The organism is Rhodanobacter sp. Col0626 (assembly GCF_049994385.1).
In the GTDB taxonomy this organism is placed as follows: Bacteria; Pseudomonadota; Gammaproteobacteria; order Xanthomonadales; family Rhodanobacteraceae; genus Rhodanobacter.
The window spans coordinates 1,531,478-1,557,765 of record NZ_CP188260.1 but is presented as its reverse complement, the minus strand read 5'-3'; the positions used below and the strand labels follow the sequence as shown (position 1 = coordinate 1,557,765).

At 61.9% G+C, this 26,288-nt stretch carries 13 protein-coding genes and 1 tRNA gene; 9 read left to right on the top strand and 5 right to left on the bottom strand.

Annotated features, from left to right (window positions below):
* Window positions 1-3 precede the first annotated feature (3 nt).
* The 3 genes from ACPPVV_RS06410 to ACPPVV_RS06400 all read right to left on the bottom strand — a co-directional run bounded on the left by ACPPVV_RS06410 (window position 4) and on the right by ACPPVV_RS06400 (window position 6,954).
* Window positions 4-933, bottom strand: a complete 930-nt coding sequence (locus ACPPVV_RS06410; protein ID WP_426702628.1) for a 5'-nucleotidase — start codon at window positions 931-933, stop codon at window positions 4-6.
* A gap of 77 nt (window positions 934-1,010) precedes the next feature.
* Complete coding sequence (locus ACPPVV_RS06405) at window positions 1,011-1,772, bottom strand: NAD kinase (protein ID WP_426702627.1); 762 nt, start codon at window positions 1,770-1,772, stop codon at window positions 1,011-1,013.
* Between the two features lie 244 nt (window positions 1,773-2,016).
* Window positions 2,017-6,954, bottom strand: coding sequence for an NAD-glutamate dehydrogenase (locus ACPPVV_RS06400; RefSeq protein ID WP_426702626.1), 4,938 nt, complete (start codon window positions 6,952-6,954; stop codon window positions 2,017-2,019).
* A 501-nt stretch (window positions 6,955-7,455) separates the two neighbouring features.
* Between ACPPVV_RS06400 and ACPPVV_RS06395 the strand changes: the two genes are divergently transcribed.
* The 3 genes from ACPPVV_RS06395 (at window position 7,456) to ACPPVV_RS06385 (ending at window position 13,065) form a co-directional block, all read left to right on the top strand.
* Window positions 7,456-8,649 carry an efflux RND transporter periplasmic adaptor subunit gene (locus ACPPVV_RS06395; RefSeq protein WP_426702625.1) on the top strand — a complete coding sequence of 398 codons (1,194 nt, stop codon included), beginning with the start codon at window positions 7,456-7,458 and terminating at the stop codon, window positions 8,647-8,649.
* 13 nt (window positions 8,650-8,662) lie between these two features.
* The gene (locus tag ACPPVV_RS06390; RefSeq protein WP_426702624.1) at window positions 8,663-11,839 is read left to right on the top strand and encodes a multidrug efflux RND transporter permease subunit; all 3,177 of its coding nucleotides are present in this window, start codon (window positions 8,663-8,665) and stop codon (window positions 11,837-11,839) included.
* Between the two features lie 116 nt (window positions 11,840-11,955).
* Window positions 11,956-13,065: an acyltransferase family protein gene (locus ACPPVV_RS06385; RefSeq protein ID WP_426702623.1), complete on the top strand. Its 1,110-nt coding sequence runs from the start codon at window positions 11,956-11,958 to the stop codon at window positions 13,063-13,065.
* Between the two features lie 76 nt (window positions 13,066-13,141).
* Here the strand turns inward: ACPPVV_RS06385 and ACPPVV_RS06380 are convergent, their stop codons facing one another.
* Window positions 13,142-14,302, bottom strand: coding sequence for an acyl-CoA dehydrogenase family protein (locus ACPPVV_RS06380; RefSeq protein ID WP_426702622.1), 1,161 nt, complete (start codon window positions 14,300-14,302; stop codon window positions 13,142-13,144).
* Window positions 14,303-14,469: 167 nt separating this feature from the next.
* On the opposite strand from ACPPVV_RS06380, the gene ACPPVV_RS06375 reads away from it, so the two are divergent.
* The 3 genes from ACPPVV_RS06375 (at window position 14,470) to metH (ending at window position 19,425) form a co-directional block, all read left to right on the top strand.
* Window positions 14,470-15,399 (top strand): ArsR/SmtB family transcription factor, encoded by a 930-nt coding sequence (locus ACPPVV_RS06375; RefSeq protein WP_426703184.1) that lies wholly within the window; start codon window positions 14,470-14,472, stop codon window positions 15,397-15,399.
* Between the two features lie 47 nt (window positions 15,400-15,446).
* Window positions 15,447-16,523: a homocysteine S-methyltransferase family protein gene (locus ACPPVV_RS06370; protein WP_426702621.1), complete on the top strand. Its 1,077-nt coding sequence runs from the start codon at window positions 15,447-15,449 to the stop codon at window positions 16,521-16,523.
* 94 nt (window positions 16,524-16,617) lie between these two features.
* The gene (metH, locus tag ACPPVV_RS06365) at window positions 16,618-19,425 is read left to right on the top strand and encodes a methionine synthase (protein ID WP_426702620.1); all 2,808 of its coding nucleotides are present in this window, start codon (window positions 16,618-16,620) and stop codon (window positions 19,423-19,425) included.
* A gap of 31 nt (window positions 19,426-19,456) precedes the next feature.
* Here metH and ACPPVV_RS06360 read toward each other — a convergent pair whose 3' ends face one another.
* Window positions 19,457-19,801, bottom strand: coding sequence for a lipid-A-disaccharide synthase N-terminal domain-containing protein (locus ACPPVV_RS06360; protein WP_426702619.1), 345 nt, complete (start codon window positions 19,799-19,801; stop codon window positions 19,457-19,459).
* Between the two features lie 148 nt (window positions 19,802-19,949).
* On the opposite strand from ACPPVV_RS06360, the gene ACPPVV_RS06355 reads away from it, so the two are divergent.
* From ACPPVV_RS06355 to ACPPVV_RS06345, 3 genes are all read left to right on the top strand, one after another.
* Window positions 19,950-20,024: transfer RNA gene (locus tag ACPPVV_RS06355), tRNA-Val, on the top strand.
* A 1,168-nt stretch (window positions 20,025-21,192) separates the two neighbouring features.
* Entirely contained in the window at window positions 21,193-25,554 is a 4,362-nt protein-coding gene (locus ACPPVV_RS06350; protein WP_426702618.1) for an RHS repeat-associated core domain-containing protein, read from the top strand.
* Between the two features lie 3 nt (window positions 25,555-25,557).
* Complete coding sequence (locus ACPPVV_RS06345; protein ID WP_426702617.1) at window positions 25,558-26,223, top strand: hypothetical protein; 666 nt, start codon at window positions 25,558-25,560, stop codon at window positions 26,221-26,223.
* Window positions 26,224-26,288 lie beyond the last annotated feature (65 nt).

Genomic DNA, 26,288 nt, shown 5'->3' with positions numbered 1-26,288 from the left:
AGCTCAGCGATTGCTGACACCGTGCGGCACGTGGCCGGTCGCCACGTGTTTGCGCGCCGACTCGACATTGGCTGGTGAATCGTCGAAGAAGATGTCGGCGCCGAAGGCATCGAGGAACGGGCCCTTGTCGCGACCGCCGAGGAACAGCGCCTCATCGATGCGAACGCCCCACCTGCGCAAGGTGAGGATCACGCGCTTGTGCGCGGGCGCGGAGCGGGCGGTGACCAGCGCGGTGCGGATCGGTGAATCCTCGGCCGGAAACGCGGTCTGCAGACGGTGCAGTGCGGTGAGGAAACCGCGGAACGGGCCCACCGACAACGGTTCGGCGGCATGCTCGGTCTCGCTGCGATGGAACGCGGCCAGCCCTTCCTCGCGAGAAACGCGCTCGCCCTCGTCGCCGAAGATCACCGCATCGCCGTCGAACGCGATACGAAGTTGTTCGCTGGCCCGTGCCGGCGCGGTGCTGGGCAGAATGGTTGCCGCCGCCACGCCGGCGGCCAGCGCGCGGCCCACGTCCTCTGCATTCGCCGAGAGGAACAGGTCGGCCTTGAACGGCGCGATGTAGTCGGATGTCGGTGCGCCGCTGGTGAACGCGGCGCGGCTGATCTCCAGGCCGTAATGCTGGATCGCGTTGAAGATGCGCAGGCCGGTATCGCCGGAATTTCGCGACAGCAGGATCACCTCGACCGGCGGCACGTCGCCGGCCAGCTTGTTGAGGCCAAGCAGTTTCTGCACCAGCGGGAACGCCACGCCGGGCTGCAGAATCTCGTTTTCGTGATCGATCTGGAAGCTGCGATAGGCGTCCAGGCCGTCGCGCTCGAACAACGCATGACTGTCGCCAAGGTCGAACAGCGCACGCGAGGAAATCGCCACGACCAGGCGCTGATCGCTGGCGGCGGTCGGATCGTGGGCATCGGTTGAGGGCTGAGTCATTGCCTGGGTGTCGTGCGGTGGATGCTTGAATCTAGCAGGGTGGACCGGCGGAACCTCGCTCGCTTCAGCGGCATGTCCTATTCCGCCGCAAACTGCTCGTCGAGAATGCGCTGTTCGAGGTTGTGTTCCGGATCGAAAAGCAGCCGCACGCCCTGATCGCCGGACTGGCGAATGGCGACCGTGCGTACGTCGCGCACTTCATGGAAGTCGGCGGTGGCGCTGACCGGCCGCTTGCCCGGATCGAGCACGCGCAGGATCACCTCGGTGCGGTGCGGCAGGATCGCACCACGCCAGCGGCGCGGGCGGAACGGACTGATCGGCGTAAGCGCCAGCACGTTCGCGTCCAGCGGCAGGATCGGACCATGTGCGGACAGGTTGTACGCGGTGGAGCCTGCTGGCGTGGCCACCATGATGCCGTCGCAGATCAGGTTCGACAGCTTCACGATGTCATTGAGCTGCACCTCCAGATGCGCGGCCTGGTTGCTCTGGCGCAGCAGCGAAACCTCGTTGAACGCCAGCGCCGTATGCACGGAACCAGCCGCATCGGTCACCTGCATCTGCAGTGGGAACAATGAGGCGGTGTGCGCACGTTCGATCCGCTCCGGCAGATCGTCGAGCTTGTGCTTGTTCATCAGGAAACCAACGCGGCCCAGCTTCATGCCGTACACCGGCACTTCCAGCGCCCGATACGCATGCAACGTGCGCAGCATGAACCCGTCGCCACCCAGAGCGACGATCAGTTCGGCTTGCTCGGGCGCCACGTCCCCATAGCGATCGACCAGTTTGCGGCGTGCCTGCTGGGCGATGCTGGTGTCGCTGGCGACGAAGGCAAAGCGCATGGGAACCCTGACTGGTGGTGGGAATACCAAGAGTACGACAGAGCGACCCGCTCGCCCTACTCGATTCCCCGCGAGCCCCCTCCCAACCTCCCCTGCACGCAGGGGGAGGAGTCAAAAGCCCGCAAGCCGTGAACATGCCGCACTTAAAGGTTGGAGCGAGCCGTAAACCCTCCCCTGCTTGCAGGGGAGGGAAGGGGTCGGGTCCAAGCCGCGGGAGACCCTTAAAGGAACCGGTCAAAAACCCCTACACCGGTACCTGCGCCAGCTGGGCCAGCCGCCGCACCGCCACCGACGCGATCGGATAATCCGCGTTCTGGGTGAGGATTTCCGCCAGCATGCTGCGGGTGTACTGCAGCGTGGCGTCGTCGCGCTGCAACCACGCCTGCACCGGCGAGACATCCTTGCTGCCGCCGCTGAGGCTCAATACCTGCAACGACAGTGCGCGATGCTGATGGTTGAGTTCGTCCAGCAATGAGCCGCGCGCCTGTGCATGCCAGTGACCTTCGACCGGCAATGCCTCGATCTGGTCGCGCAACCATTCCAGGTCGAGCGCCTCGCCCAGTTCGAAGAACACACCGGCCACCTTCTCGATCGGCTGGCCGCTCTGCTGCGCCACTTCCGCCATGTCCAGCCCGGCACGCAGTTCCGGCATGCGCGCCAACCGCAGCGCCAGCCCGGCAGGCAGGCCGAGACCTTCCCATTTTTCCTGGGTGCAGGAAAAATCGCCCTTGCCGGTCGGTGTCAGCACCTCGGGCAGTGCCTTGCGCAGCGCCGACACGCCGGCCTGGTAACGCTCGACATTGGCGGCGATGTCCAGCGAGCCGCCCGGGCGGTTCAGCAGCCAGCGGGTCAGGTGCCGCAGCAACGACCAGATCTGCTTGATCGCATCGATCTGGGTGTCTTCGGCGACCTGGTTGTCGAGATCCTCGATCTGCGCCCACAGCTCGCGTGCCTCGAGGATCTCGCGCGCTGCGGTGTACGCCTTGGCGATCGCCGCCGGGCCCTGGCCGGTATCTTCCTGCATGCGCATCATGAAGGTGGCACCCATGCGGTTGATCGTCGAGTTGGTCACCGCGGTGGCGATGATCTCGCGCTTCAGCCGGTGGCGCTGCATGTGCTCGGCATACTTCTCGTGCAACGGCGTGGGGAAGTAGCGCACCAGTTCCTTCGACAGGTACGGATCCTCCGGCACGTCCGAATCCAGCAACTGCTGGAACAGGCGGATCTTGTCGTACGAAAGCAGCACCGACAGTTCCGGCCGTGTCAAGCCAAGACCACGGCTCTTTCGCTCGGTCAGTTCGGCCTCGGACGGCAGGTTCTCCACCTGGCGATCGAGCGTGCCTTCGGCCTCCAGCGTACGGATGAAATGCGCCATCGAACCGATGCGACTCACCGACTGATGTTCCATCAGCGTGATTGCCTGGTTCTGCCGGTAGTTGTCCCACAGCACCAGCTGGCCGACCTCGTCGGTCATCGCAGCGAGCTGGGTGTTGCGCTGGTCGAAGCTCAACTCATCGCGCTGAACGGCGTCGTTCAGCAGGATCTTGATGTTGACCTCGTGATCGGAGGTATCCACGCCCGCGGAGTTGTCGATGAAGTCGGTATTCAGCAGCACGCCATGCTGCGCCGCCTCGATACGCCCCTTCTGGGTCATGCCCAGATTACCGCCCTCACCCACGACCTTGCAGCGCAGATCCGCGCCGTTGACGCGCAGTGCGTTGTTGGCGCGGTCGCCGACGTCGGCATGCGTCTCGGCGGACGACTTCACGTAGGTGCCGATACCGCCGTTCCAGAGCAGGTCGACCGGTGCCTTGAGGATCGCACTGAGCAAGTCGCTTGGCGCCAGCTGTTCCACGTCGGGCTTGAGACCAAGTGCCGCGCGCACTTCCGGCGAGACCGGAATCGACTTGGCGCTACGCGCGTACACGCCGCCACCGGCCGAGATCAGCGACTTGTCGTAATCGTCCCAGCTCGAGCGCGGCACGGTGAACAGACGCTGGCGCTCGGCGAAGGCGCGCGCGGTATCGGGGTTCGGGTCGAGGAACACATGACGGTGATCGAACGCCGCCAGCAGGCGGATGTGTTCGGACAGCAGCATGCCGTTGCCGAACACGTCGCCGGACATGTCGCCGACACCGACGCAGGTGAAGTCCTGCGTCTGGCTGTCGCGGCCGAGTGAACGGAAGTGGCGCTTGACCGATTCCCACGCACCCTTGGCGGTGATGCCCATGCCCTTGTGGTCGTAACCGTGCGAGCCGCCGGAGGCAAACGCGTCGCCGAGCCAGTAGTTGTGTTCGATCGAGATCGCATTGGCGATATCGGAGAACGTGGCGGTGCCCTTGTCGGCGGCCACCACCAGGTAGGGATCGTCCGCGTCGTGGCGCACCACGTCATGCGGATTCACCACCTTGCCTTCGATCAGGTTGTCGGTGATGTCGAGCAGGCCGCTGATGAACATGCGGTAGCAGGCAATGCCTTCGGCCAGCTGCGCGTCACGGTCGCCCGATTGCCCAGTGAGTACGGGCGCTTTCTTGACGAAGAAACCGCCCTTGGAACCGACCGGCACGATGACGGTGTTCTTGACCATCTGCGCCTTGACCAGGCCGAGCACCTCGGTGCGGAAATCCTCCCGCCGATCGGACCAGCGCAGGCCACCACGGGCCACCGCGCCGAAGCGCAGGTGCACGCCCTCGACCCGCGGTGCGCACACCCAGATCTCCCGGTACGGCACCGGCTTGGGCAGGTCGGGCACCTTGTGCGAATCGAGCTTGTAGCTGATGTATGGACGGTGCGCGCCATCCCATTGCTGGAAGAAGCTGGTGCGCAAGGTGCCACGGATCAACGCCACGAAGCTGCGCAGGATGCGGTCCTCGTCGAGGCTGCCGACGGTTTCCAGCAATTGGTGGATCGTTATCTCGATCGTCTTGATCTGCTCGTCGCGCGGGCTGGACAATGCCGCGCTCAGGTTGTCGATCAGCATCGGCTGTGCCGCCTGCACCGTAGCCGGGATCAACGCCCGCATCTCGGCGGCCAGGGTGGCACCGGCGACTTTCAGCTCGTCGCCGGAAAGCGCTTCGCGGCGCGGATCGAACTTCGCCAGGAACAGCTCCACCAGCAAGCCGGCAACCGCCGGATAACGGTTGAGGGTTTCTTCCATGTACGCCTGCGAGAACGTCGCGCCGGTCTGCAACAGATATTTGCAGTAGCCACGCAACATCGCCACCTGGCGCCAGCTGAGCTTGGCACCCAGCACCAGGCGGTTGAAGCCGTCATTCTCGGCACTGCCGCGCCAAATATGCTCGAACGCATCCTCGAACAAGGCGCCGACCTGTTCCACGCTGAAGGTGAGCGCACCGACCGGCTGCACTTCGAAGTCCTGGATCGATCGTGGTGCGTCACCGGGGATGTCGTAGACATGTTCGGTGAGGACGCGCAGGCCGAGGTTTTCCAGTTGCGGCAGCACTTCGGACAACGCGATGTCGCCACCGGAACGGTAGACCTTGAAGCGCAGGGTCTCGGGTTGCTTCGGCGGATGGTAGAAGGACATCCGCAAGGCATTGTCGCCAGCCAGCTGCGACAACTGGTGCACATCCTCGGCGGCCACCGCCGGACTCACGTCCTCGACGTAGCCGGCCGGCAGCGACTTGACGTAACGATTGGCCAGCACCACGCCTTCGTGGTCGCCGCGCGACTTCACCAGCGCGTCGCGTACATCGTCATGCCAGTTGCGCACGATGGCAGCCACACCCCGCTCCAGCGCCGCGAGGTCGTAGGCGGGTTTGTCGCCGATCTTCGGGCGTACCACGATGGTCAGACGCGCCAGCGCCGCCTCGCCCATCTGCACCGACGAGTCGCTCTGCTCGCCGTGCAGTGCTTCGCCCAGCAAGGATTCGATGCGCTCACGCACCGAGGTATTGAAGCGGTCGCGCGGCACGAACACCATGCAGGTGAAGAACCGGCCGTAGCGATCGCGCCGCACGAACAACCGCGTGCGGGCACGCTGGCGCAGCTCGAGGATGCCCATGGCAGTGGCGAACAACTCGTCCTCGGTGCTCTGCAGGAGCTCCTCGCGCGGCAGCGTTTCCAGGATATGGCGCAGCGATTTGCCGGAGTACGAATCGCGTTTGAGCCCCGAGCGCGCCAGTACCGTTTCCACCTTGTGGCGCACCAGCGGCACGTCCTGCGGGCGCGCCATGTAGGCATTGGAAGAGAACAAGCCGAGGAAACGCTGCTCGCCCACGGCCTTGCCGTCGGCATCAAACTGCAGGACACCCACGTAGTCCATGTAACCGGCGCGATGCACGTGCGAGCGGGCATTGGTCTTGGTCAGGATGATCGCGTCGGTCGAACCGGACTGCGGCAATTCGCTCGCCGCCAGCGAACGCAAGGAGCGCGGCGCGAGCGAGCGCTCGTTGTTGCGCAGGATGCCCAGGCCGGAGGACTCGACTGCGCGCAATACGCGATCGCCATCGGCATTGGCTATTTCGTAGGCGCGATAGCCGAGAAAGGTGAAGTTGTCGTCGGCGATCCAGCGCAGGAACTCGCTGGCTTCATGCACCGAGGCATCATCCAGCGGCAGCTTGCGCTGTGGCAGTTCGTTGGCGATCGCCAGCGCCTTGTCGCGCATCGCCGCCCAGTCGTTCACCGATGCGCGGACATCGTCCAGCGCCGCTTCGACCTGCGCCTTCAATTGCACCTGCTCATCGGCATCGGCGACCCGGTCGATCTCGAAATGCATGATCGACTCGGCCTTGCCGGACTCCTCGCCCAGGCCCTGCAACTTGCCGGCCGCATCGCGCACCGTCTTCAGTACCGGATGGATCACGGCATGGATCTGCAGCCTGGTCGACACGATCATGCTGACCGTGTCGACCAGGAATGGCGTGTCGTCGGTAACGATCTGCAACAGGCTGCGACCGGCATGCACGTCCGCGGGGCTGAGCACGCGTACGCTGGCATGCCCGGGCTGGCGCTGCTGCATGAATTCCAGCAGGCCACCCACGATGGCCGCCCACTGCACCGGTGTGTGCATGTCCACGTCACTGTCGCCGACACGCGCGAAGAAAGCCTCGCAGAAAACCTGTGCCTCATTCAGACGCTGGGGCGACAAACCGCCCTTTTTCAGCTCTGCAAGTACTACAGACGGAAGGGGGAGATCGTTCGCCGCATGGGTCGCATTCATGGCATCTGCTGGTCAGTGGAGACAAGGATTGAGAATGGGGAAAAAAGCCTTGAAAGGATACGCCGCGCGGCAAGGCGAATCCACCCGCGCGATGCGCTTTTGTCCCATCGAAAACCGCCTCGATCCATGGCGTCGTGTCGACGACTTTCCCGATCCCCGTAAACCAGGCGCGCGCGCATGCCGTACCCTCCGATTCGCCGCCGCTTCCGTGTCACCTCGGCATCGGCATGTCGCTTCGGCTGTCCACAGCTACGCCATGCCTGTCAATGGCTGGATTCCTGCTACCGATAAAATGTAAACTGCCCGGTATAGTCTGCTTCGCAGGGCGCGCGCCATCGGGCTTCGCACCTGAATACAGAGACCAAGCACCGTGCGCATTTCCAGGCCCGGCCAACCTATGACACAAGACATGCGGCGTGCGATGCAGTATCTGGTCACCAGAATCACCGCTTCGCGCCCATCAGCCCCTATTCCCCGAATCAAGCACGTTCTGGAGCTCCCATGAAGTCCTCGTCACTGAGCATGCCCTTGTTGTGCCTGAGCCTGCTGGCCCTGGCCGCCTGCAAAGGCAAGGAGCAAGGCCCGCCGCAAATGCCGCCGCCGCAAGTCGGCGTGCTCAAGGCGCAGCCCCAAAACTCGCCACTGACTCGCGACCTGGTCGGCCGGCTGTCGCCTTATCGCAGCGCCGACGTGCGCGCCCGCGTGCCGGGTGTGCTGCTCAAGCGCACCTACGACGAAGGTACCGATGTCAAGAAGGGACAGTTGCTGTTCCAGATCGACCCCGCTCCGCTGAAGGCCGCCCTGGCGGCCAGTTCCGGTGCACTGGCCCAGGCCCAGGCGACCTATACCAACAACAAGGTCACCGCACGGCGCGTGCGTGAACTGGCGCCGAAGGGCTACGTGTCCAAGTCCGATCTCGACAACGCACTGGCCGCCGAACGCAATTCGGCCGCCGCGGTACAGGCGGCGCAGGCCAACGTGCAGTCCGCCCGCATCAACCTGGGCTACGCCGACGTCACCTCGCCGATCGACGGTCGTGCCGGCCAGCAGCAGGTCACCGAAGGCGCCCTGGTCGGCAACGGCGAGGCCACCTTGCTCACCACCGTGGACCAGATCGATCCGCTGTACGTGAACTTCACCATGAGCGTGGCTTCGCTGGATCAGATGCGCCGCGCCCAGAGCAGCGGCAATGTCACCCTGGCCGATCCGAACAAGGCCAGCGTGCAGATCACCCTGCCCGACGGCAGTGCCTACGGTGAATCGGGAATGCTGGATTTCTCCGACACCACGGTCAATCCCGCCACCGGTGCGGTGAACCTGCGCGCCAAGATCCCCAACCCGAAGCACAGCCTGCTGCCCGGCAGCTACGTGACGCTGAAGGCGAACCTCGGCCAACAGCACAAGGTGTTCCTGATTCCGCAGCAGGCCGTGCAGCGCGATACGGTAGGTGCGTACGTGATGACCGTCGGCACCGACGGCAAGGTGGTGCGCAAGGACGTCACCACCACCGACATGTCCGGTGGCAACTGGGTGATTACCGCTGGCCTCGCGGCGGGTGACCAGGTGGTGGTTTCGGGCATCCAGAATGTGAAGGACGGTGCGCCGGCCAAGGCCAGTCCATGGCAGCCCACGCCCGCTGCCGGCTCGTCCGCAGCGAACGCGCCCGCCCCGGGCACCGCCCCGAGCGGCAAGTAACGGAGCGCAGACCATGCCGAGTTTTTTCATTGACCGCCCGATCTTCGCCTGGGTGGTCGCCATCCTGATTTCCCTGGGTGGCGTATTGGCCATCCTCAACCTGGGCATCGAGTCGTATCCGACCATTGCGCCGCCCTCCGTGACGGTAAGCGCCACCTACCCCGGCGCCAGCGCCGACACCACCGAAAAAACCGTCACCCAGGTGATCGAGCAGCAGCTCACCGGCATCGATCACCTGCTGTACTTCAGTTCGTCTTCCAGCGCGAGTGGCCGTGCCAACATCACGCTGACCTTCGAAACTGGCACCGATCCGGACATCGCCCAGGTGCAGGTGCAGAACAAGGTGGCCCTGGCCACGCCGCGCCTGCCGTCCGAAGTGACCCAACAGGGTGTGGTGGTGGCCAAGGCCAACGCCGGCTTCCTGATGGTGGTGGCGCTGAAGTCCGACAATCCCAGCATCGACCGCGACCGCCTCAACGACATCGTCGGCTCGCAGGTGCTCGACCAGATCTCGCGCGTGCCCGGTGTCGGCAGCACCCAGCAGTTCGGTTCCGAATACGCCATGCGCATCTGGCTGAACCCGGACAAGCTGCAGGGATACAGCCTTTCCGCCACCCAGGTGCTGGCGGCCATCCAGGCCCAGAACGTGCAGTTCGCCGCCGGCTCGCTCGGTGCCGATCCGGCGCTGCCTGGCCAGGGCTTCAGTGCCACGGTGTCGACCGAGGGTCGTTTCACCACGCCGGAGGAATTCGCCGCCATCATCCTGCGCGCCAACGCCGACGGCACCGTCGTCAAGCTCGGCGATGTGGCGCGGATCAGTTTCGGCCCCAACGGCTACGGCTTCGACACCCAGTGGGACGGCAAGCCGATCGGCGCGTTCGCGATCCAGTTGCTGCCCGGCGCCAATGCGCTGAACGTGGCCACGGCGGTGCGCGCCAAGATGGCCGAACTCGCACCCAGCTTCCCGCAGGGCGTGAGCTGGTTCAGTCCCTACGACAGCACCGCCTTCGTGACCATCTCGATCAACGAGGTGGTGCACACGCTGGTCGAGGCGATCATCCTGGTGTTCCTGGTGATGCTGCTGTTCCTGCAGAACATCCGCGCCACCATCATCCCCACCCTGGTGATCCCGGTTGCCCTGCTCGGCACGTTCCTGGGCATGCTGGCGCTCGGCTTCAGCATCAACCAGTTGACCCTGTTCGGCATGGTGCTGGCCATCGGCATCGTGGTGGACGACGCGATCGTGGTGATCGAGAACGTCGAACGCATCATGACCGAGGAAAACCTGCCGCCGAAGGAGGCCACGCGCAAGGCGATGGGCCAGATCACCGGTGCGGTGGTGGCGATCACGGTGGTGCTGGCGGCGGTGTTCGTGCCGTCGTCGCTGCAGCCGGGCGCCTCGGGCATCATCTACAAGCAGTTCGCGCTGACGATCGCGCTGTCGATGGGTTTCTCCGCGTTCCTGGCCCTGTCGTTCACCCCGGCCCTGTGCGCCAGCTTCCTGCAGGCGGAACACGACAAGAAGAAGAACGTCGTCTTCCGCAAGTTCAACGAGCTGTTCGACTGGACCACGCACACTTACACCGGCCATATCGGCGGCGCCGTGCGTCATGCCCCGCGTTGGATGCTGGGTTTCGTGCTGATCGCCGTGCTGGGTGGTTTCCTCTACACCCGCCTGCCCGGCAGCTTCCTGCCCGAAGAGGACCAGGGCTACGCACTGGCCATCATCCAGTTGCCGCCGGGTGCCACCAAGCAGCGCACCAGCACGGTGATGAAGCAGATGCGTGATGTCCTGGGCAAGGATGACGCCGTGGAAGGCGTGCTGCAGGTCACCGGCTTCAGCTTCATCGGTTCGGGCGAGAACGCCGGCATGGCCTTCATCAAGCTCAAGGATTGGGCCAAGCGCGATGTCACCGCCGCCCAGTTCATCCAGCGGGCGAACGGGGAAATGCAGCAGGTGCACGATGCGCGCATCTTCGTGGCCAACATCCCCACGGTGCAGGGTCTGGGCCAGTTCGGCGGCTTCGACATGTACCTGCAGGATCGTGGCGGCGCCGGGCGCGACGCGCTTACCCAGGCGCGCAACACCCTGCTCGGCAAGGCCAGCCAGAATCCGCTGCTGACAGGCGTGCGTCCCAACTCGCTGGAGGATTCGCCGCAACTGCACCTGGATGTGGACCGCGTCCAGGCGCAGTCGATGGGCCTGTCGGTCGGCGACATCTACAACGCGATCGGGCTGATGCTGGCGCCGGTGTATGTCAATGACTTCACCTACGGTGGTCGCATCAAGCGCGTCATCATGCAGGCGGATGCACCGTACCGGATGGGCCCCGAGGCGTTGCAGCACATCTTCACGCCCAGCTCGCAAACCACCAGCAACGGCACGCCGGAAATGATTCCGCTGTCCAACGTGGTGCGCACGAACTGGAACGTATCGTCGCCCTCGCTGACCCGCTACAACGGCTACTCGGCGGTCGAGATCGTGGGTTCGCCCGCACCCGGGCATGCCTCGGGCGAGGGGATGAACGAGATGCAGAAGATCGTCAACGACGACCTGCCCAAGGGCTTCGGTTTCGACTGGACCGGTCAGTCCTACCAGGAGATCCTTTCCGGCAATGCCGCCACCTTGCTGATGGTGCTGTCGATCGTGATCGTGTTCCTGGCCCTGGCTGCGCTGTATGAGAGCTGGTCGATCCCGGTGGCCGTGTTGCTGGTAGTGCCGCTGGGCCTGCTCGGCACCGTGGTGTTCACCTTGCTGCGTGGACTGCCTGACGACATCTACTTCAAGATCGGCTTGATCACCGTGATCGGCCTGGCCGCGAAGAACGCGATCCTGATCGTGGAGTTCGCGGTGGCCGAGCAGAAGGCCGGGCGCACGCTGCGCGAGGCAACCGTGGATGCCGCCCGGTTGCGTCTGCGGCCAATCCTGATGACATCGCTGGCGTTCATTCTCGGTGTGTTTCCGCTGTTCATTTCCAGCGGCGCGGGTGCGAATGCCCGCCACGCCATCGGCACCGGCGTGATCGGCGGCATGCTGTTTGCGACCTTCCTCGGCGTCCTGCTGATTCCGGTGTTCTACGTGGTGGTCCGACGCCTGCTCGGCGACAAGCTGGATGGTGATAATCCACCACCCGCCTCGGCCGGCCGTAACGTGCAGTCGCTCGATTCGGACCCGCGCCACGGCGGGTGAGCCGGACGGCGTAAACTGACGAAAGACCCCGCGTCCATCGCGGGGTCTTTCGTTTGCAAGGGGCACATCGGCGTTCGCGTTGCCCGCACCACCAGCCTGGAAGCTCGATCATGTGCATGCGCGAGAACGCGGCGACTGTTCCTGTCGACCACGTCGATACACGACCAATCCCTTCGACCCTGCCTGCCGGGAATCACGGACAGCCCAACAATTTCGATGCACTTCGGCTGGCGGCCGCGCTGCTCGTGCTGGTCTCCCATCAGTTCTTTTTCCTGGGCAGGCCCCAGCCCGCGCCCACCGGCGATTCACTCGGTGCCGTGGCGGTCATGGTGTTCTTCGTCATCAGCGGCTATCTCGTGGCGGAAAGCTGGTACCGCGACCCGCACGTGATGCGGTTCGCCTTGCGGCGCGTGCTGCGTCTGTGGCCCGCGCTGGTGGTTGCCACGGTGGCGATAGCGCTGGCGTGCGTCGCCATCACCACGCTTCCGATGCACGATTATTTCGGTCGTGCCACGCGCCGGTTCATCGTTGGCAATATCCAGCTCCGGACGTTTTACGAATTGCCTGGCGTCTTCGTCACGCAGCCGGACAACCCGTCACTGTCCGCGGTCAACGGCAGTTGGTGGACGATTCCGGTGGAAGCCAAATGCTATGTGTATCTGGCGATACTCGGCGCCATCGGCCTGCGTCGTCGATGGCTTTCCGTGGTGGCGCTGGGACTGGTCGTTTTGATGTACATCAAAACGCTTCAAGGCCATTCGCAGGCCGATGCGTTCAACAACATTTCGTTCTTCTACATCGCCTTCTTCATGACCGGCGTTTGCGCAAGGCAGTTTGTCGATGCGCTGCGGCATAGCCGCATCGCCATCATTTGCGCTGCGGGTGCCATCGCGTGTGTAGTCGCGGCGATGGTCTTCGGACAGCCCCGCCTGGCCGAATGGGCGGTGATCGCTCCGCTGACATTGATCGTCGGCTCGCTGAGCACGCCAGTCATGCGCTCTGCGGGCCGGTTCGGCGATCTGTCCTATGGCATCTATCTCTATGCGTACTTCGCGCAGCAACTGACCATGCGCTTCTGGCCGGGTACGCCGGCGCTGGGCAGCTCGCTCATCGTCGCCGCGGCAATGACGACATTCATGGCGTGGTGTTCCTGGCACGCCGTGGAAGCACCCGCGCTGAGGCTAAAGCGCCATCTGCGCCGCTGGTTTCCCGATCGCGCCGCGTGAGTGCAACAACCGGGTGACCGGTAAAAAAAGCCCGGACAGGGACGCCTGTCCGGGCCTTGGCAAACAAACGGGTCGACTAGCGCAGGCCTGTTTCGGCTCGCGCGATCACCATCCGCTGGATTTCGCTGGTGCCTTCGTAGATCTCGGTGATCTTGGCATCGCGGAAGTAGCGTTCCAGCGGCATTTCCTTCGAGTAGCCCATGCCGCCGTGGATCTGTACCGCCTGGTGGCTGATCCACATCGCCGCTTCCGATGCGGTGAGCTTGGCCACGGCCGCCTCGGTACCGAAGCGACCGCCGTTCTTCTCGGCTTCGCCCTTGGTCCATGCCGCACGCAAGGTCAACAGGGTCGCCGCATCGAGCTTGCACTTCATGTCGGCAATCTTCGACTGGGTCATCTGGAACGTACCGATCGGCACACCGAACGCCTTGCGGTCACGCGACCACTGCAGCGTGGCCTCGTAGGCCGCGCGAGCGATGCCCACCGCTTGCGAGGCGATGCCGATGCGGCCGGCGTCGAGCACGCCCATCGCGATCGAGAAGCCCTTGCCCTCGGCGCCGAGCAGATTTTCCTTCGGCAGGACGTAGTCGGTGAATTCGATTTCGCAGGTGGCCGAGGCGCGGATGCCCAGCTTCGGCTCGGTCTTGCCTGCATGGAAACCCGGCAGCTGGGTATCGACGATGAAGGCCGACACGCCCTTGGCGCCGATACCCGGCGTGGAGATCGCGAACAGCACGATGTAGCGCGCCACCGGACCGGAGGTGATCCAGCTTTTCTTGCCGTTGATCACCCAATCACCATCGGCATTCTTCGTGGCGCGCGTGTGCATCGCCGACGCATCCGAGCCGGATTGCGGTTCGGTCAACGCATAGGCGCCGATGGCCTCGCCAGTGGCGATCGCGCGTACATACTTCTGCTTCTGCTCCTCGTTGCCGTGCTTGAGGATGCCGTTGCAGAACAGTGAATTGTTCACCGACATCACGGTAGCGGTGGCAGCATCGGCCGCGGCGATCTCGATCATCGCCAGCACGTAGGCGATGGGGTCCATCCCGGCGCCACCGTAGGCTTCCGGTACTTCGATACCCATCAGCCCGAGCTGACCCATCTCGCGGATGTTCTCCAGCGGAAACTCGCCCTTGGCGTCCAGCTCGGCCGCCACCGGCGCGATGCGCTTTTGCGCAAAGTCGCGGGCGATCGCCTGGATTGACAGCTGGTCCTCGGTAAAACTGAAATCCATGGGGAGAGCTCCGGCAAGGGGGAAAGCCGACCATTTTAGCCGGATGGCAGGCTGGCTTGGTGTGCGTGCGACCGAAACAGCAACAGAACACGCAGCACGTCAGCGCTTGACGCTTTGACAAACGCCGCCTAGCCTATACATCTTTGTATCGCGATACAGGGATGATTATGGATTTGGCGACAGCCTCCAGTGTGCTGCGATTGCTGGCGGATCCCACCCGCGTGCGCCTGCTGGCCCTGCTCGAGAACGAGGAGCTCACCGTGGCCGAGCTGGCCGCGGTGCTGCACCTGGCGCAACCGCGCGTATCCACCCATCTGGCCAAGTTGAAGGAAGCCGGCCTGGTGCGCGACCGCCGCGCTGGCGTCTCGGCCTACTACCGCGCAAACAATGAGGGCGACGAGGCCCAGCACAGCCTGCTCGGCTCATTGCGCGCGAGCATCGACGATGCGCTGTTGCGTGAAGACGCCGCGCGCCTGCCCGGCGTGCTGTCCAATCGCGCCAGCGAGGAAGGCTGGGCCGACACCGTCGCCGGCGACATGGAGCGCCACTACTCACCGGGCCGCACCTGGGAGACGCTGGCGCGGTCGTTGCTGCAACTGCTGGGCACGGGCGACGTGCTGGACATCGCCTCCGGCGACGGCATCACCGCCGAATTGCTGGCGCCGCACGCGCATTCGATCGTCTGCGTCGACTCCAGCGAACGGGTGGTCGAGGCCGCCGCGAAACGTCTCAAGGCGTTTTCCAATGTACAGGTGCGCCAGGGCGATATGCATGCGCTGGATCTGGGCGACCAACGTTTCGACCTGGTGCTGATGCTGCATGCGCTGACCTATGCCGAACATCCGGCGCAGGCCGTGGGCGAGGCTGCACGACTGTTGCGCCCCGGTGGCCGGCTGCTCGCCGTGACGCTGGGCCAGCACGACCATCGCGCCGCCGTCGCACCGTTCGACCATCGCAACCTCGGGTTTCGCAGCGAACAACTCGACGGTTACGCCCGCGCGGCCGGGCTGGATGTCATGAGCTGCAATCGGCTCAGCCGCGAACGCAAGGCGCCGCATTTCGAGGTGATCAGCCTGCTCGCCCGCAAACCCGGTTGAGCCGCGCCATCGTCCGTAAAACCGTGTTTTCGTAGAAGGAAGTCGCAATGAGTACCCTGCCCTGGCTACATCCCGATCGCGTCGCACTGCTCGAGCAGGCACTGCGCCAACGCATCCTGATCCTCGACGGCGGCATGGGTACCATGCTGCAGGCACACGAACTGGACGAGCACGGTTTTCGTGGCGAGCGTTTCGAACACGGTCACGACGGCCACGCCCATGAACATGGCGGAGCCTGCGACCTCAAGGGCAACAACGACCTGCTCACGCTGACCCAGCCGGAGATCATCCGCGCCGTGCACGATGCCTACCTCGAGGCTGGCGCCGACCTGGTCGAGACCAATACCTTCAATTCCACCCGCATCAGCCAGGCCGACTACAAGCTGCAGCATCTGGCGCATGAGCTGAATATCGAAGGCGCGAAACTCGCGCGCGCCGCCTGCGACGCGATGACTGCGAAGACGCCGGACAAACCGCGCTTCGTCATCGGCGTGCTCGGCCCGACCAGCCGCACCGCGTCGCTGTCGCCGGACGTCAACGATCCGGGTTTTCGCAACGTCACCTTCGAGGAACTGGCGGAAAACTACACCGAATCCGCCAACGGCCTGATCGATGGCGGCGCCGACGTGATCATGGTCGAGACGATCTTCGATACGCTCAATGCCAAGGCCGCGCTGTTTGCGCTCGCCGAACTGTTCCACCAGCGTGGCGCGCGCATGCCGGTGATGATCTCCGGCACCATCACCGACCGCTCCGGCCGCACCCTGTCCGGACAGACCGCGGAGGCGTTCTACTACTCGGTTCGGCATGCACGGCCGCTGTCGGTCGGTTTCAATTGTGCACTCGGCGCCGATGATCTGCGCCCGCACATCCAGACGCTGTCGAACCTGGCCGAGAGTTACGTCAGCACCCATCCCAATGCCGGCCTGCCGAACGCGTTCGGCGAATACGACGAAACGCCCGAACACATGGCCGGCGTGATCGGCGGGTTCGCCCGCGACGGTCTGCTCAACCTGGTCGGCGGCTGCTGTGGCACCACGCCGGCGCATATACGGGCGATCGCCGAGGCAGTGCGCGATTACGCGCCGCGCACGCTGCCTTCGCTGGTCGAGGAAGCTGCATGAGGGCGCGCTTGCTGCTCCCGCTTTCACCCCTCCCCAACCCGCCCCTGCATGCAGGGGCGGGAGCAACAGCTACAGCAGCACGGTGTCGTCGCTCATGAGTACCCGCCACACCCGCCTGTCCGGCCTCGAACCACTGGTGATCACGCCCGACCTGCTTTTCATCAACGTCGGTGAGCGCACCAATGTCACTGGCTCGGCGCAGTTCAAGAAACTGATCAAGGAAGATCGATACGACGAGGCCGTCGAGGTCGCGCGCCAGCAGGTCGAAAATGGCGCGCAGGTGATCGACATCAACATGGACGAAGGCCTGATCGATTCGGAAGCGGCGATGACCCGCTTCGTCAACCTGATCTCGTCCGAACCCGACATCGCGCGCGTGCCATTCATGATCGACTCGTCCAAATGGACGGTGATCGAAGCCGGCCTGCGCTGCCTGCAGGGAAAAGGCATCGTCAACTCGATATCGATGAAGGAAGGCGAAGCCCAGTTCCTCGAACACGCACTCAAGGTGCAACAGTACGGCGCCGCTGCGGTGGTGATGGCATTCGACGAACAGGGCCAGGCCGATACCTGCGCGCGCAAGGTCGAGATCTGTTCGCGCGCCTATGCGTTGCTGACGAAAGAGCTCGATTTCCTGCCCGAAGACATCATCTTCGACCCGAACATCTTCGCCATCGCCACCGGCATCGAGGAACACAACAACTACGCGGTGGATTTCATCGAGGCAACGCGCGAGCTGAAACGGCGTTTCCCGGATTGCCACATTTCCGGCGGCGTCTCCAACGTATCGTTCTCGTTTCGCGGCAACAACATCGTGCGCGAGGCGATCCATTCGGTGTTCCTGTACCACGCGATCCGCGCGGGCATGGACATGGGCATCGTCAATGCCGGTGCGCTGACGATCATGGACGACATCGATCCGCCGCTGCGCGAACGGGTCGAGGACGTGGTGCTGAACCGGCGCGAAGACGCCACCGAGCGGTTGCTGGAGATCGCCGACAATTACAAGGGCAAGCGTGGCGAAGCGGTGGTCGAGACGCTGGCCTGGCGTGAGAGGCCGGTGCGCGAACGGCTCAGCCATGCGCTGGTGCACGGCATCGACCAGTACGTGGTCGACGACACCGAGGAGGCGCGCCAGATGTCCAGCCGCCCGCTCGACGTGATCGAAGGGCCACTGATGGACGGCATGAACGTGGTCGGCGACCTGTTCGGCGCCGGCAAGATGTTCCTGCCACAAGTGGTGAAATCGGCGCGCGTGATGAAAAAGGCCGTGGCCTACCTGCTGCCCTACATCGAGGAGGAAAAACTGCGCACCGGCGATACCGGCAAGAACAACGGCAAGATCATCATGGCCACGGTCAAGGGTGATGTGCACGACATCGGCAAGAACATCGTCGGCGTGGTACTTCGCTGCAACAACTTCGAGGTCATCGACCTCGGCGTGATGGTGCCTGCGCAGAAGATCCTGGAGACCGCGATCGCCGAGAAGGCCGACATGATCGGCCTGTCCGGTTTGATCACGCCTTCGCTGGAGGAAATGAGCCAGGTCGCGCGCGAGATGCAGCGGCAGAATTTCCATATCCCGCTGCTCATCGGCGGCGCCACCACCTCGCGCGCGCATACCGCGCTGAAGATCGAGCCGCACTACAAGGCCGGCACGGTCTGGGTGAAGGATGCCTCGCGCGCCGTCGGCGTGGCGCAGTCACTGGTCAGCAAGGATCTGGTCGAGGATTTCCTGGCCAAGGTGCGCGCCGACTATGCCGACGTGCGCGAACGCCACCGCAACCGCGGCCCCGGCAAACAACTGGTATCCCTGAACAAGGCTCGTGCGCAGCGCTTCCGCTGCGACTGGGCTGCCTACGAACCACCGCAGCCGAACAAGCCCGGTATCACCGTCTTCGACGATTACGACCTCGCCGTGCTGCGCCCGTACATCGACTGGACACCGTTCTTCCAGGCATGGGAGCTGGCTGGCCGTTACCCAGCCATCCTGACGGACGAAGTGGTCGGCGTGCAGGCCAGCGAACTGTTCCGTGATGCCCAAGCCATGCTGGACAAGATCATCGCCGAGAAGTGGCTGACCGCCCGCGCCGTGATCGGTCTGTGGCCAGCCGCCAACGTCGGCGACGACGTGGAGGTCTACGAACATCACTCCCTTCTCCCTCCGGGAGAAGGTGCCCGAAGGGCGGATGAGGGTACGGCCGAGGCGAGGAATCCCGCTCCGCCCGAACCCTCCCCCCCCCCTTCGGGGCACCCTCTCCCGAAGGGAGAGGGGAAGATCCTGGCCACCCTGCTCAGCCTGCGCCAGCAGGCCGACAAGCCGATCGAACGTCCGAACCTGTGCCTGGCCGATTTCATCGCGCCGAAGGAGTTCGACAAACCCGACTGGATCGGCGGGTTCGCCGTGACCGCCGGCATCGGCATCGAGGAGCACCTGGCGCGCTTCCAGGCCGATTACGACGACTACTCCTCGATCATCCTGAAGGCGCTGGCCGACCGTTTCGCCGAGGCATTCGCCGAGCACATGCACGAGCGCGTACGCAAGGAGTTCTGGGGCTTCATGCCTGACGAATCGCTCGACAACGACGCGCTGATCGACGAAAAGTACCGCGGCATCCGCCCCGCTCCCGGCTACCCGGCCTGCCCCGACCACACCGAGAAAACCACGCTGTTCGCCCTGCTGGACGTCACCCGCAACACCGGCATCGAACTCACCGAAGGCTTTTCGATGTATCCCGCTGCTGCCGTGTCGGGCTGGTACTACTCGCATCCGGACAGCCAGTATTTCGTGGTCGGCCGGCTCGGCAAGGAACAGGTCGAGGACTACGCCCGGCGCAAAGGCTGGACGATGGCCGAAGCCGAACGCTGGCTCGCGTCCAACCTCGATTACGAATCCGAATAGGCCGTTCGCAGGAGCGACATGGCGCGACGATCTATCGGGTAATCGTGTCGCCGGTAACGCTGTTCTTGCGATGGCGAAGGTGCACGCTCAGGTTGTAGATCGAGACGAAGGCCGGGAAGAAATTCGAGATAATGCCCACCGAATCGTTCTTGCCGATGGTGAAGTACGCCAGCAACAACGCGCTGCCGACCACCGACAGCCACCAGAACGACAACGGCATCACCACCCGCTTGTGCTTGCGCGTGTAATACAGCTGCACAAACCAGCGACTGGTGAACATCACCGAGCCAAGCAATCCGACAGCCTTCCACGGCGTCAGCTGGAAGTGCTGCAGGGCGTGCAGGATGTGGGCAAGTTCGGTGCTGAGAAAATCCATGATCGGGCGCTTCGGTGTCTGCAAGACTGGGCAGTTTAGCAATCTCGGCCGGCCTCACCGCCATCCGATTCTCCAGGCCAGATGCACCGCCACTGCGCGCAACCATTGACCCGCCCCGCGACTCCCCCTAGAATCCCGCGTTCTCGGCGGGCGATTAGCTCAGCGGTAGAGCACTGCCTTCACACGGCAGGTGTCGCAAGTTCGATCCTTGCATCGCCCACCACCAGATTCCAGAAAAGCAAGCAGTTGCAAAAAAGCCCGATTCCCGCTGAATCGGGCTTTTTTGCTTTTTGCAGTCCAGATGTACCGTTCGCATACCGGCATGGACAAGCGTGGAGATGCGTCCGCCACCGTGTAAGCTAATCCATCCCTGTACACCTTTGCGGTGTACTAGCCACGTACCGTCCTGAGGATTTGCGTATTCCGGTACGTCTGATCAATCGTTCCAATGATCGTTGAACATTGTGCTGGTGTTGGCCGCCTTTCTGGTGCTGACCAGGGATCTCGTCACTGAGTGCTTAATCCTATCCGTGTGTTACCTCCTGCCGTATTTGGAGCTGCATGAGTTTGCGCATGACGTTTCTTGACCGAGTGCACTACCGAGGTGAGCAGGTAGCGATAACCAGCGCGCCATCCATGGCTATGAGCAGGTGCTTCGATGCTATTGCTTGGCTCGGGAAGATGGAACCAGACTAGCCAAGTTGGACCCGTAAGCGCCTACTGCTCATCCGAGGACAAGAAGGGTTTGATCCACTTCATGCCCTGCGGCTATTGACGACGGCTATGCTGTGCTTCAAGCCGTTCAGACACGATACGCAACTTTTTGCGCGAACAGATCGTGCGGATCAAAGCCCTCGATTACTGTATTGCCCGGCACCGGTCCAAGCGATCCTTCATCGACGATGAGCTCGCCTTTAGCATGACCCAAAAGGATGTTGGCCCACACTGGATTGACTGAAAATGACGATTCCGCGACGCGTGTAGGAGAATCCTTACAACACACGTCGCAACAGGCGTCACCAGGATTTGCTATAACGCATGAGTGGGATCAGTTCGATGGCAATGGGCGACCATCCACACAGCAATCTACGGCACAGGGGAATCAAATGGACTTTATTCGGCGACCATCTCAGGGACAAAAAGAGGTCAGGTCCATTTATCCACAAAACAAATCAGCCTGCCCATTATTTGTTGACCTTTTAGGTGTTGGTAGGTCCATACCTCTGGCCGCCAGAAAGTATAAAAACCGTAGTGATCTCTTCCCGGTCAGGATAAGAGGTAATTATATGCGACTGATATACATATGGACAGGGATGGTTCTTACGCTGCTAGGAGCTTCCGCGCCTGCACATGCTGCGTCCGACATTCTATGTCCCGCTATACAGACGGCGATGAGCTCCTGTAAAAATTACTCAAGCATCCTTCCTTTCTCCAATGGCAAATTGTCGCAATACAAGTGCGCTATCGAACCCGCAGGAACCTTCGGCGACACAAATGGGAAACCCTTTGTCCAGCTTGTTTGGACAGACAATCGTAATAACGTATTTCACCCAAGTGATCCAGATAAGCGCTGGTACTACGTACCCTGCAGCACAATTCCGGCCAAGGGGTTGGGCGATCCCTGCCATTGCGTTGGCGACCCAATCAATATTACGAATGGAAATGAATTCCGCGAGGAGACGGACTTCTCGCAGCGGCACCTCCAGTTTCATCGATTTTATAATAGCAACGGTGCGGCAAGTTCTGGCTCGACGGGAGTGCATTGGACGCATTCCTTCGATCGAAGTGTCAGCCTCATCGCCTCTAGCAACATGCCGGATGGCTCGACTAATCATGCGGTGGTGGCCAGACCCGAGGGAAAAAAGATAGCTTTCTTAATGACCTCAGGCCTGTGGCTCCCTGACTCTGACGTTGGAAGCACCTTGCTGGAAATTAAAGGTGCTGACGGCGTCCGTACCGGATGGATTTACAAGGACGCAGCGACTCAGGAGCAAGAATATTACGACGCTTCCGGTAAACTACTTTCTATACATTTCCTCGATTCAATAGAGCTTGATCTACATTATAGCGATGCGACCACACCTATTGATATTGCTCCCGTTGCAGGTCTGCTTATTGAGGTGATTGATTCTACGGGAAGGTCCTTGCAGCTGACATATACTTCCGCCAAAGACCTTGCAACTCTAACTACTCCGGATGGGGCATCCGTCGCTTACACGCACGACACGAGTGGAAGGTTAACCGGGATCTCATATCCCGATGCGAACGGTGTTGGTTATCTTTACAATGAGGCGGACTTAAATGGTGGGACAAGTCGAGCCTATCTCTTGACGGGCATCACCGATCAGTCTGGTGCGCGACTCGTTACGCTCAGTTATGACAACCAAGGGCGAGCGACCTCGTCCAAGCTTGCTGCGGATGTCGACCTAACGAAGGTCACCTATGGATCCGACTATTCAACAGTTACATATCCGAGCGGCGCTGCTACGCGCGTATCTCTGCAGACATCCGTTTTCTTGCAGAAAATAGCGGGAGCGGACTCTCCATGTGGCGCATCGTGCGACTTTTCGGCACAGTCCATCTCGTACGATGAAAATGGGTATCCCGTTGGTCGAACGGACTTCAAAGGGATTTCTTCTACAACACTTTACGATCCGAATGGTCTGTTAACCGAGCAGGTAGAAGGCACCGGCACGCCGCAGCAGCGCACCACGAACACCACTTGGAACACCACGCTACGCGTTCCGCTGGCCCGCACGGTGCTCAACGCCAGCGGCAACACGGTCGCCAAAACGTCCTGGTTCTACAACACTATCGGTCAGCCGCTGGCCCGTTGCGAGATCGATCCTGCGATAGCTGCTGCCGCGTCCTACACCTGCGCCAACACCGGCCCGGTCCCCGCTGGCGTGCGTCGTTGGACATACAGTTATTGCACTGCCGTCGATGGAACCCAATGCCCGATTGTGGGTCTTCTGTTGACGATGAACGGTTCGCGCACCGACCTCATCCAGACCACGACTTACAGCTATTACCTCATCAACAGCGCCACCGGCTGCGGCACACCCGGATCAGCCTGCCATCAGGCGGGCGATCTATATCAGATCAAGGATGCGCTGGGTCACCTCACGTCGTATACCTCCTACGACGGTGCCGGTCGCGTGACAAGGATCACCGACGCCAACGGCGTCAACATCGATATGACCTATACGCCGCGCGGCTGGCTTGCCACGCGTATCGTGGGTGGTGCAACTACCACGTTCGGCTACGACGCCATGGGTGACGTGACTTCGATCAATGATCCGAGTGGCGTTACCACGACCTTCACCTACGACGCTGCGCATCGGTTGACCGACATCACCGATGCGCAGGGCAACGTCATCCACTACACGTTGGATGCCGCCGGCAACAAAACCGCCGAAGAAATTCGCAATGCCTCGGGAACGGTGGTGCACAGCCTGTCGCGCACGTACAACGCGCTCGGTCAGCTTACGGCCATCATCGATGGTCTGAACCACACCGTATTCAACGCCAGCTATGCTGACAGCTACGATGCCAACGGCAATCTGGTGCACAGCGCCGATGCGCTAGGCATTCAGCAACAACGGGGCTTCGATGCACTTAACCGCCTCAACACCACCATTGCCAACTACAACGGCATCGACCCGGCGACCCAAAACACCCAGGTCGCGTTCGACCATGACGCGCTGGATCGGGTGGATGGTGTGGCCGATCCCAGCGGGCTGGACACCGTCTACACCTACGACGGCTTGGGTAATCGCACGGAGCTGACCAGCCCGGATACCGGCACCAGCACCGATACCTACGATGCGGCGGGTAACCGGCTTGTCCATACCGATGCCAACGGCGTGGTCAGTATGTCGACCTACGACGCACTGAACCGCCTCACCAGCACCAGTTACGTCGATACCAGCCAAAACGTCAGCTACGCCTATGACGAAGTCAACACGGTTACCGGCTGCACCAGTTCCAAGCCGAAGGGCCGGCTGACCCGCGTGATCGAAGCCGGCGTCACCACGACATATTGCTACAGCAGCCGCGGCAAGATCCTGCAAAAACGACAGATCACCGCAAGCAAGACCAACACAACGACCTACACCTATACCGTTGCCGACCGGCTCAGCAAGGTCACCACGCCGGACAACACCGTCGTCACCTACGCGTACAACACCAACGGTCTGCCAAGCAGCGTGACGGTCACACCCAGCGGTGCGACTTCCGCTTCGCCCACCGTGGTCAGCGCCATCACATGGCTGCCGTTCGGCCCAATCAGCAGCTACAAGCTCGGTAACGAGCAGACAGTGACGCGCAACTATGACGCCAACTATCGTGTCACCGACCTTATTAGTCCGGCGCTGACACTGCATTTTGCCCGTGATGCGATGGGCAACATAGTCGCGCTGGGCAATGCCCATGGTTCCAATCCGGCGACCGAGACCTACGGCTACGACCCCCTGTATCGGCTCACCGGTATCACCGATGCGGGCACTGCGCTGGAAAGCTACGCCTACAACCCGACCGGCGACCGACTGAGCAAGACGGCGCCGGGGTTCGCGACAGGTGCCTATCTGTACACCGCCGGCACGCACCAACTGGCCAACATCGGCAACGCCCCACGTGCCAATGACGCCAACGGCAACACCACCGGCAGCGTGATTGGCGGCGAGACCTTCGGCTTCGGCTACAGCGGGCGCAACCGGCTGACCGTGGTGCAACGCAATGGCCAGACCGTGGGCACTTACTCCTACAACGCGATGGGCGAGCGCATCGGCAAGGTGGCGACCTTCCCGCAGGCGATGACCGAGCGTTACGCCTACAACGAAGTCGGGCAGCTCATCGGCGAATACGGCACGACCAATAGGGACTACATCTGGTTGGGCGATATCCCGGTGGCGGTGATCGACAACACAATCAACGGTAGCGTCACCACCAGCACGGTCAGCTACGTGACTGCGGATCATCTGAGTACGCCGCGGGCAGTGACCAACAGCGCGGGTACCGTGATTTGGCAGTGGTCCTATCAGGCCAATCCGTTCGGAGAGCAGCAGCCGACCTCGACGTCGGATTACGTACTCAACCAGCGCTATCCGGGGCAGTATTACGATGCCGAAACCGGGCTGGTCAGCAATGGCATGCGTGACTGCTACGAGCCGGCCACAGGGCGGTACTGCCAGTCCGATCCAACCGGATTGGCAGGCGGCATCTCAACGTATGCCTATGCTCTAAACAGTCCGTTGAGCTATGTGGACCCATTGGGGCTAAATGTAACGATGACGTGCCGTCCGTTGGGTCTCGTAGCCAAACTCGGCGGCACTAGTCCAAAACACTGCGGTGATTTTGTTTGGCACTGGGTTACGGATCCTTGCACAGGGAAAAAACATAAAGTTATCGACTCGCAATATTCTTTGCCAGGCTTCGCAACGGCACCTACTACCGACCCGAACAACCAAACGTACGTAGATGATCGGAATGCGTTCAACAACCCTGGTGGCGGTAATGCTAATTACAATGTTCCACCGCCCCCAGGCATGACGCAGACACAGTTCGATCAGAGCGTAACTTCTTGGGGCAATCAATATTCGCAAGGCGAGTACAGCCTTTTCCCGGGCCCAAATTCAAACACCGCTGCGTATGACATCATTTTTGGAGCGGGTGGGACACCTCCGGATGTACCGGATGCACCAGGTAACCTTTATTACGTCACTCCCCGCTTTCCACCTGGCTATGGGCAGTAACTTATGACCATAACAAGCGCGAAAAAATTTACGAGCAACATGCTTTTAACCGCAACACTTGTTATTTGCTGCGTGAGCTGTACGAATCCTATCTTTGTCGAGTCGCGAGACATCACGCAAGGAGGAGTGGATGGCTTCGCTATAGGGATGAGTAAGCAACAAATTCTAGAGGATGCGCGGCAAAAACATGTCTCTACGATTAGTCCGGTATTGAACGTATCCTCCTCGATCAATTACTCAAATCTTGAAAGCGTGGTATCACCAGGAGATGGAAGGTCTGTCGAGCTCGATGACGGTAGCGCAGTGAAGGTGGTCTACACGGTCAAGCAGTGCAAGGTCGCAGATATCCAATCCCTTGGCGCACAGAAGGCTCCTAGCCAAATTTCCATTGGTGATACACCTGAGGAACTCGTTTCAAACTTGAAAAAAATTCTCAATGGAAATCACGCGGCATCAGTGCACGAAGTAATTAGTAGCGAAAATGGCTCGTGGTTTGTAATTGATTCGCCACCCCATCAACACAAAAATAGGAATTCAATCGAAGCCTACGACATTTGGTCCTTTGAAGTGAATTCAATCAAACCTGCGGGCGCACAGTTTATGGTCTATTTCTCAGAAGGATCCGTGATACGGATATCATACAAACGTCCGCGAATCCGTGTGGAATAGTTAGTGGACCTATGCGGGTAACCCCGACGTCCCCCCGCTTTTGAGTAGCACCGCGGTTTGGAGTC

Excerpts from the sequence above, each read along its gene's own strand:
- ACPPVV_RS06375 (WP_426703184.1), top strand. The coding sequence starts at position 14,470 with ATGGATTTGGCGACAGCCTCCAGTGTGCTGCGATTGCTGGCGGATCCC.
- ACPPVV_RS06395 (WP_426702625.1), top strand. The coding sequence starts at position 7,456 with ATGAAGTCCTCGTCACTGAGCATGCCCTTGTTGTGCCTGAGCCTGCTG.
- ACPPVV_RS06370 (WP_426702621.1), top strand. The coding sequence starts at position 15,447 with ATGAGTACCCTGCCCTGGCTACATCCCGATCGCGTCGCACTGCTCGAG.
- ACPPVV_RS06360 (WP_426702619.1), bottom strand. The coding sequence starts at position 19,801 with ATGGATTTTCTCAGCACCGAACTTGCCCACATCCTGCACGCCCTGCAG.
- ACPPVV_RS06345 (WP_426702617.1), top strand. The coding sequence starts at position 25,558 with ATGACCATAACAAGCGCGAAAAAATTTACGAGCAACATGCTTTTAACC.
- ACPPVV_RS06350 (WP_426702618.1), top strand. The coding sequence starts at position 21,193 with ATGAGCTCCTGTAAAAATTACTCAAGCATCCTTCCTTTCTCCAATGGC.
- metH (WP_426702620.1), top strand. The coding sequence starts at position 16,618 with ATGAGTACCCGCCACACCCGCCTGTCCGGCCTCGAACCACTGGTGATC.
- ACPPVV_RS06380 (WP_426702622.1), bottom strand. The coding sequence starts at position 14,302 with ATGGATTTCAGTTTTACCGAGGACCAGCTGTCAATCCAGGCGATCGCC.
- ACPPVV_RS06400 (WP_426702626.1), bottom strand. The coding sequence starts at position 6,954 with ATGAATGCGACCCATGCGGCGAACGATCTCCCCCTTCCGTCTGTAGTA.
- ACPPVV_RS06405 (WP_426702627.1), bottom strand. The coding sequence starts at position 1,772 with ATGCGCTTTGCCTTCGTCGCCAGCGACACCAGCATCGCCCAGCAGGCA.
- ACPPVV_RS06390 (WP_426702624.1), top strand. The coding sequence starts at position 8,663 with ATGCCGAGTTTTTTCATTGACCGCCCGATCTTCGCCTGGGTGGTCGCC.
- ACPPVV_RS06410 (WP_426702628.1), bottom strand. The coding sequence starts at position 933 with ATGACTCAGCCCTCAACCGATGCCCACGATCCGACCGCCGCCAGCGAT.
- ACPPVV_RS06385 (WP_426702623.1), top strand. The coding sequence starts at position 11,956 with ATGCGCGAGAACGCGGCGACTGTTCCTGTCGACCACGTCGATACACGA.